The following is a 15381-nucleotide window of genomic DNA, read 5'->3' on the forward strand; positions in this document are numbered from 1 at the left end:
ATCTATAAAAGGAATTTCTATAGAGCGATCGTCATTTCGACTGAAGCTCACCGATTTTTCATCGGTAGCGTAATGGAGAAATCTTTATTGTGATTTCGTCATTTCGACCGCAGTGGAGAAATCTTTTAAGTTTGGTTTTTATAGCATCTTTAAAGATTTCTCGGCTTCACTGCGCTCCGCTCGAAATGACGAGCCGACTGATTGCTCCGCTCGAAATGACGAAAGTAGTGTAGAAAGAATTAGTAGAGAGAACGTCATTTCGACTGAAGCTACCGATTTTTCATCGGTTACGGAATGGAGAAATCTTTATTGTGATTTCGTCATTTCGACCGCAGTGGAGAAATCTTTTAAGTTTGGTTTTTATAGCATCTTTAAAAGATTTCTCGACTTCGCTGCGCTCTGCTCGAAATGACGAACCGACTGATTGCTCCGCTCGAAATGACGAAAGTAGTGTAGAAAGAATTAGTAGAGAGAACGTCATTTCGACTGAAGCTACCGATTTTTCATCGGTAGCGTAATGGAGAAATCTTTATTGTGATTTCGTCATTTCGACCGCAGTGGAGAAATCTTTTAAGTTTGGTTTTTATAGCATCTTTAAAGATTTCTCGACTTCGCTGCGCTCCGCTCGAAATGACGAGCCGACTGATTGCTCCGCTCGAAATGACGGTATGAGTGGGGGCTCCACTCGAAATGCCAGGTTTATAATTCTTATTCATCCCACTCATTTATAATTTCTGTCAAATCACCCCAATTTTCATTAAAACTATTAATTAGTGCATCTTTTTTCGCTCTGTTCCATTTTTTTAATTGCTTTTCTCGATCAATAGCTTCTTCAATTGATAGAAAAGCTTCATAAAAAACACAATAAATCAAATTGTACTTGGCAGTAAATGAGTTGGGATAAGTTTTATTCTGATGTTCGTAAATACGGCTTCTTAGATCAGAAGTTACACCAATATATAAAGTTGTTCTTTGATAATTGGTCATGATGTAGATGCATCCTCCGCGTTCCATGATCATGAATTTAAGGAGAAAAATCGTCATTTCGACCGCAGTGGAGAAATCTTTTAAGTTTGGTTTTTATAGCATCTTTAAAGATTTCTCGACTGCGCTGCGCTCTGCTCGAAATGACGAACCGACTGATTGCTCCGCTCGAAATGACGGATGATTGGATGGAGAAATCTCTCTAGGGGTATCGTCATTTCGACCGTAGTGGAGAAATCTTTTAAACCTAGTTTGAAGGATAGCATCTTTAAAAGATTTCTCGACTGCGCTGCGCTCTGCTCGAAATGACGAACCGACTGATTGCTCCGCTCGAAATGACGGATGATTGGATGAAGAAATTTCTCTAGGGGTATCGTCATTTCGACCGCAGTGGAGAAATCTTTTAAACCTAGTTTGAAGGATAGCATCTTTAAAGATTTCTCGGCTTCGCTGCGCTGCGCTCGAAATGACGAACCGACTGTGATTGCTCCGCTCGAAATGACGGATGATTGGATGGAGAAATCTCTCTAGGGGTATCGTCATTTCGACTGTAGTGGAGAAATCTTTTAAACCTAGTTTGAAGGATAGCATCTTTAAAAGATTTCTCGACTGCGCTGCGCTCTGCTCGAAATGACGAACCGACTGAGGGACCCGCTCGCTATGACGAATTTACCTCGTTAACACCGCCAGTTTCTGTTTAAAAAGATCAATTGTTCTGCTCCAGGCTAGTTTTGCTGCAGCTTCATTATATCTCGTAGGTGAGGTATTGTTGTTAAAGGCATGGTTTACGCCATCGTAGATGTAAATTTTGTAATCAATTTTATTGTCTTTTAATGCCTGTTCGTAAGCTGGAATCCCGGCATTAATGCGTTCATCCAAACCGCCATAATGCAGCATTAAACTCGCTTTAATTTTAGGGACGTCTGCCGCATTGGCCTGTGCACCGTAATAAGCGACAGCTGCCTGTAGTTTAGGATCATTAACCGCTAATTTATTGGCCATTCCACCTCCCCAGCAAAAGCCAACACAGCCTACTTTACCGTTTCCGTCTTTTCTATTGCGTAAATAGTCCAATCCTTTTAAGTAGTTCTGTAAGTTCTTTTCAGGGTCTAATTTACCGATCAACTCGCGTCCCTTATCTTCATCTGTCGGGGTTCCACCAAGCGGCGAAAGGGCATCAACACCAAGGGCCAGGAAACCTTCGGCGGCAACACGTTTGGTAACATCAATAATATGTGGATTTAAACCTCTGTTTTCATGAATAACCAGTACGCAACCTAAGTTCTTTTTACCTTTGGGTTTGGCCAGTACAGCTTTCATTTCACCGTCAACACCAGCGTAGGTAATATTTTCAACTTCGATATCATCACTGTTAAAATCTGCTGCAGCGGCGTAATTATTTTCTAGCATTGGAAGAATAGTCATAGCCAATGCTGTGCTACCAGCCAGGATAGCCAGCTTTCTCATAAAATCTTTTCTGCTTACCTGGCTATGGGTATATTCATCGTACAGGTTGATTATTTTCTGATCCATCTTATTGATTTTGAATTACCCTACAAGATAAACAAGGATGTCGAGATTTGAGGTAGCATTGCCTAAAAGTTACAATACATTTCTTCCCATTTTTTAATCAGTGTTACACGGTGTTTCGTATAACGAGGGGTTAAGAAGGCATTCGACCAATCATCGTAATTATCATAAAAGAATTTGAGGAAGAAAATATGAAAGGTGATCCCCAGATATGGAATGGCTTTTAATTCATCGTCAGTTAACGGCCTAACTCGCTGATAAGCATTTAAAAAGGTGTCGAAATCCTTTTCTGCCTGCTCTTTGGAAATTAGGTTATTTAATTGATGGAAAAAATAATGGTTAAGGAACGACATTAAATCGTTAATCAGGTAGCCTTCACCTGCAAAATCGAAATCAAAAAAGGTAATTTTTCCCGCTTCATCAAAATGGAAGTTTTTAGGGAAAAAATCATAGTGGCAATAGCCATAGCTGAATTTTGAAGTATTAAATCCTTCGAACTTTTTAACCACTTTATCAGCAATGTTGGTCAGGTAGTCAAATTCCTCAGGCATTTCTGTAAAATGAGGTTTTAAATCGCGCAAAGGTTCAAATAAAGTCGTTTCAAAGTTGAATACCGGTCTTGCATTATTCAGCTTTATTGAAGAAGTACTTTGGTGCAAGGTGGCCATGTCTTGGCCCAATTGAATAAGGTGCGCATTTTCCAAATCTAAAATCACCTTTCCTTCAGCAAAAGAAAACAGTACACCATTTCTTAAACCTTCTATGGCATTAAACTGTTGAATTTGTTTTCCATTTACATCGGTTATAGGGTAGGATACTGCGTTTCCGTTTGTCCTTAAAATATTGAGCAATTCTATTTCAGCTTCAATTTCATTGCGTTTGCGGTGTGCATCGCGGTAGATTTTGAAGATGTATTTCTGGCTTAGATTTTCCAGGATATAAGTGTCGCTTACATTTCTGATGAGTAATCGGCAGGTTGTAGATGGATCTAACCGATAAGCTTCAATTAAATGATCTTTTAAGGCAGCGGCTGACAAGGTAGAGTATTGTGCGGGGAAAATGTTTTGCATAAGTAGCGCTTTGGGGGTTCAAATATAAATTTTAGAAATGACATCTTAGCCATTAAATAAGACTACCTTACACTCCTTAGGCAAATCGTTTTAAGATTAATACAATCTGTTGGAAAAAATATTTGATTGCCTTATCGATAGTTTTATTGAAGATAAAGTGGGCATTGCCGAAAACTTTTTAAGTGTTTCTTTAGCGGCCAATCTTAAAGATAACCTGATCGGGTTATTTGAAAATAAAAAACTTTTAAATGCTGGCGTGGGTAACGATACGGTTGTGAATCAAAACAAGTTGATTAGAAGCGATGTGATTTACTGGTTAGACAGAAAGCATAATAATCAATACGAAAATGATTTCTTCGATCTGATGGATGAATTTGTGGTTTATTTAAACCGTACCTGTTATACGGGGATCACCGGATACGAATTTCATTATACACTTTACGAATCGGGCACGTTCTACAAAAAACATATCGATCAGTTTCAGCACAACGGAAGTCGGCAATATTCGATGATTATGTATCTGAACAGCGATTGGAAAATAGAAGATGGGGGAGAGCTACGTATTTATCATGTTGATGAGGAACAGCATATCTCTCCCAATAACGGCAAAAGTGTTTTCTTTAAAAGTTCAGACCTGGCACACGAGGTATTGCTTACCCATAAACAAAGGATGAGTATTACAGGCTGGTTAAAGGTCGGTTAAACTTAATCCTTAATATCGAGCAACTGTTTGATCATCCCTTTATAGTTTTTACCGATAGGTACCTGTTGTCCGTTTTTAAGCACAATGGTATTACCTTCCAGGTAGTCGAGTCGACGTGTTTTTTATTAAGGATAAAAGGAATTGCTAATACAGGAGATTCTCATTCAAAGATACGTCCTGCTGAACCTGTTCAGCATCTATTTTTGAAAATCGTTGTTGATAAGACCCTGAAACGAGTTCAGGGTGACGGCCCTCTCCAGAGATTCCCATTTTGTTCCACACCGCCACCATTGACGTTATTTTACAAACTATTATTAATCAGCACTTTAATCGCTTTCGCATTCCCGTCCAGCTAGGCCATAGCACTGCTATCCCCGTTCTACTTAAATCCGGCCTAACAAATTTTTCGGGCCGCACTGCTCAAGCCAACCCACTAGCTTCAAAAGAAAAATTTTCAGCCGGTGTTTTTTGTTTTTTCACTTGTTCCGTTTTTTTTATTTGTGTTCAAGCTAGCTGCGCTGGTCTTTTTGACACCAAAAAGAAAGACGCCCGTCCGGCTAGGACAAATAAAACACCCCGTCCTGCGGACACCCCTCTAAAAGAGGGGAATTATATACCGCCTGAAATTTCAACGTCATTCATATTGATTTTTATAAAATAAATTATCCCTCGAAATGACGAAACTATCGGGAATGACTGATCATTTAGTATTGGTCAATAAAAAAGCGCCATTTCCTCATTTCAGGATTGGCGCTTCGGATACTTAAACGACTAGGTTTAATACGATTATGATCAATTTGCTCTAAAACCCTTTGGGGTGCATTGCATCTGACGTTTAAAAAATATATTAAAATTTGCCGGGTATTCGAAACCCAAACAATAGGCAATCTGTGCGATATTCCATTCGGTATGTTTCAGCAAAGCCACCGCTTCGGTTGCTATCCTTCTCGAAATGTGCTCAGAAGTGGTTTTGCCCGTTACTTCTTTTACCGCATGGTTTAAGTGATTTACATGCACCAACAAGCGGAAGGCGAAATCGTGGGCTGTTTTCAACTCCAAAATATGTTCTGTAGAACCAATGGGGAACTGCCTTTCCAATAATTCGATAAACAATGAAGTTAGGCGCGCCGATGCATTATTCTGTTTAAAGATAACATCCTGAGGTTTTACCTTTAATGCTTCGTGAACAATAAGTTGTACATAGTTTCTTAACAGATCGTATTTATGGATGTAATCGCCATCCATTTCTTTCATCATTTTAGTAAAGATATCTGTTAAGATAACTTCCTGCTCTTCGTTAATATGAATTACCGGGCTATCATTAATGCGCCACAATAAAGAATCGCGAAGAGTTTCGTTACGGTTATGGATAAAATTCTCGGTAAATAAACAGAAGAAACCAGCAGGTTTTGGCGAAGTACTTTCCCATGAATATGGAATATTCGGATTGGTAAACAGTAATGCCCGTCCTTTAATTTCAATCTGTGCATCAGGATAATGCAAAATCCCATTGCCTATGATCAGCGAAATCTTATAAAAATCTCTGCGGCTGAAAACAGATGGTACGTTGCTGCAAACAGTAGTTCTGTTAAAAACATTAAAGTGCCCGATATCATTGATCATTCCTAAGCTTGGCGTAGGAATTTCAGGCCTTGTGATTTTTAATTTATTGTAAAAATCCTCTAATGTTTCCTTTTTTTGAAGGGTAGAAAGCTCTTGATTTTTTGATAACATATTTTAAGTGCTTAATACAGGTAAAGTTATGGTTTAATCGTCATTCCTTCATGCATTTCCTCGGTCGGTTCTGCCACTAATTTGTCACCTTCTGCTAAATCGCCGAAAACTTCTACCTTGTCGTCGGTTTCACGGCCTTTTTTTACACCCACTTTCACGGCTTTATTATCGGCTACTTTTAAAACGAATAATCCTTCGCTGGTATCCAATAAAGCTTTCTTGGAAATGATAAAGGTACTGGCATTGGCCGGAAGCGGAATGTTCACTTCAGCAACCATGCCCGGTAATAAAACCTTCGAGGCATTTGGTACATCCATTTCAATGCGTTCAGAACGTAAGCGCAAATCTAAAGCGCCTGATAAACGTTTCACTTTAGCCTTAAAGGTCTGGCTAGGCAAAGATTTAACGGTAAAACTAATCTCATCACCAGCTTTTAAATATCCGGTATAAACTTCTGGAATGGAAACAGCCAAACGCAGGTTTTTTTGATCCTGTAGCGTAAATAAAGGTAAATCAGAACCTTTGCCTGTTGGACCAACGTAAGCGCCTAAATTCACATTTCTAGCTGAAATAATTCCGCTGAAAGGTGCCCTGATGGTTAAATAATCCTGAACTGAACCCACTTCTTTGTAAGTGGCTTTTGCTGCTTCAAGCTGTGCAAAATCAGCATTTTTTTTTGCCATAGCCTGGTCCAGGTCGTTTGTAGAGATCGTTCCGGGGGTTTTACTGGTTTCGTACAAACGGTTATAATTCGCTTTGCTCGCAGTATAAATGGCTTCCTGTGCTTTTATCCGCGACTGTGTTGCAGCCAGTTGGGAAGTCATTTCAGGTGCTTCCAAAGTCATCAACAATTGACCTTTACTTACTTCTGAGCCGATATCAACTTTTAGGGTTTTTACGAAGCTGCTTACTTTAGCATATAAATCAACTTGTTGCAAAGCAATTAATTCGCCTGGCAAACTCAGTTTGGTGGATAGTTTCTCTTTTTTAAGATCGAAGGTGGCTATAGCTGCTTCTTTTTCTTTCTTGGGTGTTACTTTCGATTCGGAGCGCCCACAGCCATACATGGCCGTTAACACTAAAAATCCTGTACTTAATAATCCTGTTGAAAATATCTTCGTATTCATTTATGATGATGATTTATTCTTTTTCTTGTAAACCTTTAATGTAATGGATGCTTTCTTCGTCTTCCGGATCAAGCGACATCGAATTGGTAGTCTGTTTTCCCTGAACCCATGCAAATACCAATGGCAATATAACGAGTACGGCGAATGTTGAAGCCAGTAAGCCACCAATAACGGCTCTGCCTAGTGGAGAAACCGCTCCACCACCTTCACCATGACCGATGGCCATTGGCAACATACCCGCAATCATCGCAATACTCGTCATGATAATTGGGCGCAAACGCAATGCTGCAGCTTCGCGTGCCGATTCCAGTGCATTCCCATTGTGCTTTCTTAGTTGCTCTGCATTGGTGATGAGCAATACCGCATTGGCGATAGATACCCCGACCGACATGATAATCCCCATATAAGATTGCAGGTTTAAGGTTGATCCGGTAATGGTTAATAACAATAGTGAACCTAAAATAACTGCTGGTACAGTGGCTAAGATAACCAATGGAACTTTAAAAGACTGGAAATTGGCTGCCAGCATCAAGAAAATTACCACAATGGCCACAAATAAGCCAGATTGTAAGCTGTCTAAAGTATCAGTTAACACTTTACTTAAACCGATGGCGGTAACATTTAATCCCCTTGGCAGTTCGCCTACGTCTTTGATGGCTTTTTCTACATCTTTTGATGCTGCACCCAGATCCATATGGTAAAGGTTCGCCGTTACCGATAGGAAAGGCATAGCACCAATGTTATCGTTTTCGCCAGCCGTGGTATCAGCAGTAATTTTTGCCACATCGCTTAAAACTGGTCGTGCCGAATTTTTCAATAACGGAATTTCTCCAATATCATCTTTACTGGTCATTTGGTTAAGTGGTACCTGAACCTGAACACTATAAGGCAAAGCCGCTTTTTCATCTAACCAGATATTTTTGTCCGTATAACGTGATGATGAAGTTGAGGCAATTAATGATCTAGAAATATCGGCCATATCCACCCCGATCTGTGCTGCACGGGTCCTGTCGATATCGATATTTAATGATGGATATTTAATGGGTTGTGCTAGCTGAACATCGCGCATGTAAGGGATTTCCTTCAGTTCTGCGAGGATTTTATTGGCATACTTTTCATTCAGCTTTTTGTTTTTGCCTGCAATACGTACTTCAACAGGGGTAGGAGAGCCCTGGCTCAATACCTTATCCGTTAGCTCAATCGGCTCGAAAGAAAGTTTAACATCAGGCAGAACTTTTTTGATTTTCTCCCGGAACTGATCTTTAAAATCATCCATATCTTCCTCAAAGTCTTTTAAACTTACCTGGAAAACAGCTTCATGCGGACCTGCCATAAACTGGTAGATGGGGTTCACCGAAAACTGGGCAGGGTGTTGACCAACATAAACAGAAGAAATGCCCATATGCTCTTCTCCGACCATTTTTTTTAGCTCAGCCAAAACCACATTTGCTTTTTCTTCGGTACGTTCTAAACGTGTTCCATCAGGTGCACGTAAACGCAACTGAAACTGACTTGAGTTAACTCTTGGCAAAACATCGCGACCAATGTTAGCCAATAATAGCGCAGCTAAACCGATAATTACCACCAAATAAACCAAAACGACAGATTTTCGGTAAGGCAGTATCCGATCAAGGAAACGCATAAAACGGTTCCGGAACCTATCAAAGAAACCAATTTTGCCATTGCCACTAAAATCTTCACGTTCAACCAGTACTCTTTTTTGGTTCAAGGTATCTTTTTCCGATTCGAGTGTAATGCCAGTTGCGGCAAAATCAGCCTCATCCTGAGTAATGCCCGGGTGATGTTCACTGCCTTTTTTTGGGTGTGCAACCATTAGCCAGTTGGCCATAATTGGTACGAAAGTTTGCGATAACAGGAATGAAACCACCATCGAAAAGCCGATTGCCAATGCCAAGGGTAAGAATAATGCTCCTGGAATCCCTGTCATGGTAAAGGCAGGTGCAAATACGGCAAGGATACAAAACAGGATTAACAATTTAGGGAAGGCGATTTCCTTACAGGCATCCCAAATGGCCAGGGCCTTGGGTTTGCCCATATCAAAATGCTGGTGGATGTTTTCTATCGTTACCGTCGATTCATCTACCAGAATACCAATGGCCAAAGCCAATCCGCTCAGGGTCATGATGTTGATTGTTTGTCCGAACAACTTTAGGAACAAAACACCAGCAATAATAGATGTTGGAATGGTGAGGATTACAATCAATGCCGCACGTTTATCGCCCAGGAAAAGTAAAACCATCAAACCTGTTAATATCGCACCGATAGCGCCCTCACTGATCAGACTTTTTACAGCGTTGATTACATAAACAGACTGGTCGAACTCATAAGAAAGTTTAACATCTTCCGGTAAGGTATTTTGGATGTTCGGTAGGTTTTTCTTTAAGTTTTTAACCACATCCCAGGTAGAGGCATCCCCAGATTTAGCGATACTTAAATATACCGACCGCTTGCCGTTGATTAAGGCATAACCTGCAATTAAATCGGCGCCATCTTTAACCGTTGCTACATCGCGGAGCTGCAAATTTTGCACGCTGCCCTTAAATAAGGGAATGTTCTCAAAATCTTTAACCTTTTTAATGGTATAATTGGTTGGTGTGATATAGTTTTTATCGCCTATCCTCACATTTCCTGAAGGTGCGGTCTGGTTATTTAGCCTGATGGCTTCTACTACTTGATCTACCGTTAGGTTATGGGAGCGCAAAAGTGACGGATTTACATTGATTTCTATCGTTCTTGGACTACCTCCAAAAGGGGCAGGAGAAAGCAAACCTGGTATAGCTGAAAAACTAGGGCGCACATAAGTATTGGCCAGATCCTGTAATTCATTGTTGGTGCGGATAGGGCTGCTTAATACCAATTGTCCAACAGGAAGCGATGAAGCATCAAAACGGATCACGAACGGTGGTTGCGAACCTGGCGGAAAAATAGCTTGTGCCCTTGTAGATAATGCACTTAGTTCTGCCGCCGCCTGGGCCATGTTGGTACCCTCGTAATAGGTTAGCTTCATTAACATTAAACCCTGTGTGTTTTTGGTTTCGATGCTTTTAATGCCGTTTGCAAAAAGCAGGATATTAACGTACTGTTTACCAAAATAAGCCTCCATTTGGTCGGGTGTGTAACCACCAAAAGGGTGCGCAATATAAATCACCGGAAGGTTCATCTGCGGAAGAATATCAACCTTGATCTGATTGATGGCCCCAATACCGAAAAAGAACAATCCAGCTACTAAAACTAAGATGGATATGGGCTTGCGGAGTGCGAAACGGATTAAATTCATTTATGTAGCCAGGTTAAAATTCGTTGATAAATATGTCGTAATTCCCGAGTGCTGCCGATTTTAGCAATAAGGCCTGCCAAACATTGGTAAAGGCAATATCCCGATCGGTTTCGGCCCGGTTTAAGGTAAACAGCGCCTGTGTAAGATCTACTAACGTGGTAAGTCCGTTCTTGTAGAGTGTATTTTTCTGCAGATAAGCATCAGATGCTGCTTTTACTTGAATAGGTGCTTCTCTGTAATTGGCCAAAGCGTTGGTTAGTTTAGTTTCTGCAAGTGCCAACTGTGCTTTAAGTTGCTGATCAACCAGATTATATTCTTCCTTTAAGCCCTGGCTAATGTATTCTTGCGCACGTACCTGTGGGCGGTTTTTAAGTAAGGTCGACAGGTTCCAGGTCATTCCTATGCCAATCAAATAGTTTCCACGGGTAGGGTTTATACCATCAGCATAACTGGAAGAATAAGCAGCCTGATCTAAGGCATAACCTGGGTTAAAACCCGAACCACGGCCCTGCATTACACCGAATAAGCTAAACGTAGGGTAGTATAATTTTTTGAAATAATTAACCTGTTGCTGGCTAACATCAACACGGTTCTGGTAAAACTTTAATAGTGGATGTGAGCTTTTGATCACTGTATCTTCCAGCAGGTTGCCAGGAATGCGCGTAATTGAAGCAGTATCTAATTCGTATGATGTTGCGCTTAATCCCATTAACACGCCCAAACGGTTGGCCTGTTCCTGCTCTAAATCTTTAGCTTTTGTTAAAGCGATTTTGGCATTAGAAACTTCGGCTTTTGCGAAAGAAGAATCTACTCCAGCAATTAATCCGTTTTTAGCCCTGATGATGGCCGTATTTTTAAAGGTAACAGCGCGATCGAGATTTTTCTGTTGCGATTTGCTTAACCTTTGCGCAGCCAGCAGATTTAAATAGGCGGCAGAAACACGGATTTCCTGCTGGAATTTTTCCTGTTCCAGGTCATTTTTGTCTCTTTGGTAAGCGGCATCGGCAATTTTAATGCGCTCCCTGATTTTTCCAAAAGTGAAGAAATCCCAGTTTATATTGGCCAAATAGAGCCCACCGAATGCGGCATTCCAGTTTTGTTTGTTTAGAGCAGGACCAGATGAGGCCGTTCCCAAACCACCAAGACCATATTGCGGTCCATTTTGGCCGTTAATGGTACCATAATCCTGTTGGGCACTTAAACTGAAGTTCGGTAAATACTCTCTTTTGGCCTGTTGGATAGATGATTTTGATGCATTGGCATAATTATCTTTAGCCTTAATGGTGCCATAATTGCTTAATGCAGTGTTAACAGCTTGCTTAAGGCTAAGTGTTTGTGCATTTACGCCGATGGATAAACTGGTAAAGAATAATAACGAAAAATAAAATAAAGATATACGAGACATAGTGTATAATTTACACGGCAAATGTAAATGATGATCGTTATATCAAAGTATTCGGTTCAAATCAAAAATTATGCGAATCAAATAATAATCGAATTGTTACTTAAGAAGTAAAAAGGGACAGTTTCTGCTGCTAAAAATAAGAAGAGGCTGTATCATAACAGTTAAATTGTCATCCTGTCCAAAGGACTCCTACGGAGAGCCTGTCGATGGACTTGTTTAAATATCTCGCAGGATGTTTCGACTGTTTGTCCCGATTCTTCCCGTCGTGTGAACACAATTCCATTCATCATGCGTCATTCCCGTGAAAACGGGAATCTTAAAGCTTCAGATATTGCTCATTAACCTTTCTTGTCGCATTAGGATTGCCAGTCAAGCTGGCAATGACGGCCAATGCTAAGGATATAGCAAAAGATGTGTCCACACGGTAGGATCCTTAAGGAAGTTCAACTTAACAAGTTCGGATGGAATTTCAAATATGATACAGCCTGTTTATAATAAGATATTATGATTCCTCTGTATAACTTTTAAAATTATCCAGAATGGCCTGCCAGCCACCTCGTTGCATTTCGATCGGATTGGTAGATTCGGCATCGAAAGTTTCGGTTACCCTGGTTTGTTCACTCAGTGCATCAAAAACAATGCTTACCGTTCTGCCATCTTCCATGGTATATTCGATTTTTTTATGCTGATCAACCGTGGTATATGTTCCGCCGAAATCAAAACTCATGCTGCCATCTTTTGCCGCCATAGTGCTTTTAAATTTACCGCCAACTTTTAAATCGTTTTCTGAAAAAGGGGTATGCCAATCTGGTGAGGCAAAGGCCCACTTAGTAATGTGATCCGGGTTATTCCAAAATTCCCAAACTTTTTCTACGGGTGCATTTACTGTCGTTTTTACGGTGATTGATGTTTTATTTTCCATGTTTTAAGGTGTTTAATTTTTTATAAAGTTATAGTAACTTTAACAACTCGGAAAGCGTAAATGCGACAAATTAAGGGGTAATATGCCACTATTGTATTGCTTAGCTAAGCTTTACAATTAGAGAAATGGTTAGCCATTGATAAAAAGAATGCACACAGGTAATTAAATTAAAATACCTCTGTGCATCTCTATACGGCCAACTAAGGCTAAATGACTAAAAATTATCGAATATTTTATTATTTAATCCGAGTTGAATGCTAGTGCAGTTCCGTATAAATAAAGGTTACCGTGTCTTTGGATACTAAGCCGCTCATATTTCCGCCTGTGTAAACTGCCTTATAGCTCGATCCTTTTTTCAGGTCGTAGGCTTTAAGTAAATCGGCATTTGCAACCAGGCTATCACCTGGGTTTACCTTCGAATAACTCGACGCAGGCGGTGGCATTACTCTTTTGGCCATTGCGCCTTTGTACTGTGCTTCTTCTCCTTTTTCGTTGGTAATGCTTAAATAACTGCTCATTAAAGGCTCGAAAGGTGTATGCCAGATACAGAAAGTTTTTATACTATCGGTATTGTTGTACACTACAAACCTTAGCAATAGTGGGTCGCCGGTAGCTACATTGCCATTTATTTTCATTTTAACCTCAAGCGAATCGGTTTTATTAGCAGTAGTTTGAGGCATGCTTTCGCTTTTACTATTTGTGGTGTTTCTGGTGGCCTCACTGCAGGCAGAAAACAATACTAAAAGTGCAGGGATAATTATTTTAATGTTTTTCATGGAAGGGGTTTTTATATAAGCAAATGAATATTGATATTGTTTGATTAGGATCAAACTAAAACGATTAAGTATCAAATATATATTAATTTATGCAGCTTGCAAAAGCCTGCTGTTAATTAGATCTGTATGGCAAATCCAGACCAATAAAAGACGATTAATTTGAATTAACTAAAAAGTAAGCAATTCGACAGGCATAACCTGTTGATTTTGAGTTGTGCTGGTCGCTGATCCGTACACTTAATTTATGCGTTCCGTTAGTGAGTTGATCGCCGAGTAGCAGGTACCATGGCAAATGCAAGCTTGAACTCCATTGGGTGTAAAGATCGATCATTTTTTCTTCTTCGTCATCTATGCGGTAATGGAGTGCACCCGCATCCGGGCCTGATAAAATAGCAAGCCCCACAGTGTTTCCTTTAAAAATCAGATCGAAGGTACTGTTCCGGGTATTGCTTTCGAGCACCGGGATATTAACAAAACCTGGTCTTCCTTCCAGCCCGTCGATTGGCTTCCAGTTTTTATTGATGTTAAAAGTATTTAAGTTTTCGGCGCTATTAATGCTAAGATATTGTCCTTTGGTATAAGCAAATTTATCAATGATTTTAGGAAGACCTGCCGAAGCTTTCTTGTTGGCATTTTTCTGATTTTCTTCCAGATAAGTTTTAATGGTATTGAAATAAAGTTGTTGGCCAAACGGTGAGGGATGCAGGTTTTTAACATCAGCTGCCCAGGTAAATTCGCCGTTGGCAATACGTTTATCAACTTCTAAAGCGAGGTTAATAAATGGCAAGTGATAATATTCAGCTAAATCGCTGTGTACTTTTACTTCAGTTGGGATTTTACCTTTATTAAAATCATCATTTTTATCTTCATCTGCAAAAGCCATCATTACGATATCCGTTTTCGGGTTCTTGTTTAAAGTATGTCTGATGATGCCTTCTAAAGCACGACGCTGTGTTTGTTCAGCGGTTTTGTTGGCATGGTCGTTAACAGCCGATTCTAGAAACAAGAGATCAATTTTTCCACTGTCGAGTACATCGCGCTGAAGACGGAACGCGTGTGGCAAACTGCCCAATGATGGAATACCTGCGTTAATGAACCTGAATTTTGTTTGTGGATAAGTTTTGGCTAAATAATTACTTACCAATCCACGCCAGCCTTCCATATTGGTAATCGACCCGCCTAAAAAAGCAACGGTTACCGCTTCGTTTTTTCCAAATTTTTCTGCTACGGTATGGCTGTAACCATTAAAAGTAATGAACGATGATGATTGTAACTTGTTTTGAGCAAAGCTTTTGGAAAATAGTGACGTAAACAGTAATGTCAGGCAAAGAAAAGAGGTTAGTTTCATGTTGATTAGAAGAAATCAAAAGTAATAAAATTTACAATTGATGTGTGTTTCCAGCAATAATTTACTTGCATGATGGGGTAACGAAGCGATTGTCAGCCTAAGGGGTAATTTATGGTGCGAAAATCCATATGAATCACAAGAGAATTTAAAAGAGGCGAGTCGATTAGAAGTATCGTCATTTCGATCCCGAAGATTCGGGAAGAAATCTTTAAGTTCGATTTAATAACATAGTTTAAAGATCTCTCCACTCCGCGGTGCTTCGGTCGAGATGACGATATTTCTATTGGAATCTGTCAATGATAATGGAGTCGAAGGGTAATTTAAAGACAGTACCTTTCCGTTTTGCTTTGCCTGCGGCTTGGTGCTCACTCTAATCGGGGTTAGGTGGCCCGTTAGGTGGTAGTATTTTTGCCAGGGCGCTTACCTGCACGAACCTTTGTTTATAAACCCGGTAGCAGCGGCAGCCCCCGATTCTTCATTGGGG

The 15381-nt window shown here is 40.2% G+C and carries 12 protein-coding genes; 1 reads left to right on the forward strand and 11 read right to left on the reverse strand.

The window, feature by feature from the left end; translation table 11 throughout:
- Nucleotides 1–708 precede the first annotated feature (708 nt).
- From J7E57_RS04945 to J7E57_RS04960, 4 genes are all read right to left on the reverse strand, one after another.
- A complete protein-coding gene (locus J7E57_RS04945; protein WP_215131845.1) occupies nt 709–1014 on the reverse strand; it encodes a GIY-YIG nuclease family protein in 306 nt (101 codons plus the stop codon).
- Between the two features lie 77 nt (nt 1015–1091).
- Nucleotides 1092–1412, reverse strand: coding sequence for a hypothetical protein (locus tag J7E57_RS04950; protein WP_215131847.1), 321 nt, complete (start codon nt 1410–1412; stop codon nt 1092–1094).
- Nucleotides 1413–1653: 241 nt separating this feature from the next.
- The gene (locus J7E57_RS04955) at nt 1654–2517 is read right to left on the reverse strand and encodes a dienelactone hydrolase family protein (protein WP_215131849.1); all 864 of its coding nucleotides are present in this window, start codon (nt 2515–2517) and stop codon (nt 1654–1656) included.
- 62 nt (nt 2518–2579) lie between these two features.
- Entirely contained in the window at nt 2580–3584 is a 1005-nt protein-coding gene (locus J7E57_RS04960; protein ID WP_215131850.1) for a phosphotransferase enzyme family protein, read from the reverse strand.
- 109 nt (nt 3585–3693) lie between these two features.
- On the opposite strand from J7E57_RS04960, the gene J7E57_RS04965 reads away from it, so the two are divergent.
- Entirely contained in the window at nt 3694–4287 is a 594-nt protein-coding gene (locus tag J7E57_RS04965) for a 2OG-Fe(II) oxygenase (RefSeq protein ID WP_251029807.1), read from the forward strand.
- 792 nt (nt 4288–5079) lie between these two features.
- On the opposite strand, the gene J7E57_RS04970 is transcribed toward J7E57_RS04965, so the two are convergent.
- From J7E57_RS04970 to J7E57_RS05000, 7 genes are all read right to left on the reverse strand, one after another.
- Nucleotides 5080–6021 carry a helix-turn-helix domain-containing protein gene (locus J7E57_RS04970; RefSeq protein ID WP_215131852.1) on the reverse strand — a complete coding sequence of 314 codons (942 nt, stop codon included), beginning with the start codon at nt 6019–6021 and terminating at the stop codon, nt 5080–5082.
- A 26-nt stretch (nt 6022–6047) separates the two neighbouring features.
- On the reverse strand, nt 6048–7148 hold the full coding sequence (locus J7E57_RS04975; protein WP_215131853.1) for an efflux RND transporter periplasmic adaptor subunit: 1101 nt from the start codon (nt 7146–7148) through the stop codon (nt 6048–6050).
- Nucleotides 7149–7161: 13 nt separating this feature from the next.
- Nucleotides 7162–10446, reverse strand: a complete 3285-nt coding sequence (locus J7E57_RS04980) for an efflux RND transporter permease subunit (RefSeq protein ID WP_215131855.1) — start codon at nt 10444–10446, stop codon at nt 7162–7164.
- A gap of 13 nt (nt 10447–10459) precedes the next feature.
- Nucleotides 10460–11851, reverse strand: coding sequence for a TolC family protein (locus J7E57_RS04985; protein ID WP_215131858.1), 1392 nt, complete (start codon nt 11849–11851; stop codon nt 10460–10462).
- Between the two features lie 502 nt (nt 11852–12353).
- Nucleotides 12354–12773 (reverse strand): SRPBCC family protein, encoded by a 420-nt coding sequence (locus J7E57_RS04990; RefSeq protein ID WP_215131860.1) that lies wholly within the window; start codon nt 12771–12773, stop codon nt 12354–12356.
- Between the two features lie 257 nt (nt 12774–13030).
- Entirely contained in the window at nt 13031–13549 is a 519-nt protein-coding gene (locus J7E57_RS04995; RefSeq protein ID WP_131029734.1) for a protease, read from the reverse strand.
- A gap of 154 nt (nt 13550–13703) precedes the next feature.
- Entirely contained in the window at nt 13704–14897 is a 1194-nt protein-coding gene (locus J7E57_RS05000; RefSeq protein WP_215131862.1) for an SGNH/GDSL hydrolase family protein, read from the reverse strand.
- Nucleotides 14898–15381 lie beyond the last annotated feature (484 nt).

Origin of the sequence: Pedobacter sp. ISL-64 (assembly GCF_018613605.1) — a bacterium.
Taxonomy (GTDB): Bacteria; Bacteroidota; Bacteroidia; order Sphingobacteriales; family Sphingobacteriaceae; genus Pedobacter.

Coding starts and splice junctions, on each gene's coding strand:
- J7E57_RS04980 (WP_215131855.1), bottom strand. CDS start 10,446: ATGAATTTAATCCGTTTCGCACTCCGCAAGCCCATATCCATCTTAGTT.
- J7E57_RS04970 (WP_215131852.1), bottom strand. CDS start 6,021: ATGTTATCAAAAAATCAAGAGCTTTCTACCCTTCAAAAAAAGGAAACA.
- J7E57_RS04950 (WP_215131847.1), bottom strand. CDS start 1,412: ATGCTATCCTTCAAACTAGGTTTAAAAGATTTCTCCACTGCGGTCGAA.
- J7E57_RS04985 (WP_215131858.1), bottom strand. CDS start 11,851: ATGTCTCGTATATCTTTATTTTATTTTTCGTTATTATTCTTTACCAGT.
- J7E57_RS04955 (WP_215131849.1), bottom strand. CDS start 2,517: ATGGATCAGAAAATAATCAACCTGTACGATGAATATACCCATAGCCAG.
- J7E57_RS04960 (WP_215131850.1), bottom strand. CDS start 3,584: ATGCAAAACATTTTCCCCGCACAATACTCTACCTTGTCAGCCGCTGCC.
- J7E57_RS04990 (WP_215131860.1), bottom strand. CDS start 12,773: ATGGAAAATAAAACATCAATCACCGTAAAAACGACAGTAAATGCACCC.
- J7E57_RS05000 (WP_215131862.1), bottom strand. CDS start 14,897: ATGAAACTAACCTCTTTTCTTTGCCTGACATTACTGTTTACGTCACTA.
- J7E57_RS04945 (WP_215131845.1), bottom strand. CDS start 1,014: ATGGAACGCGGAGGATGCATCTACATCATGACCAATTATCAAAGAACA.
- J7E57_RS04995 (WP_131029734.1), bottom strand. CDS start 13,549: ATGAAAAACATTAAAATAATTATCCCTGCACTTTTAGTATTGTTTTCT.
- J7E57_RS04975 (WP_215131853.1), bottom strand. CDS start 7,148: ATGAATACGAAGATATTTTCAACAGGATTATTAAGTACAGGATTTTTA.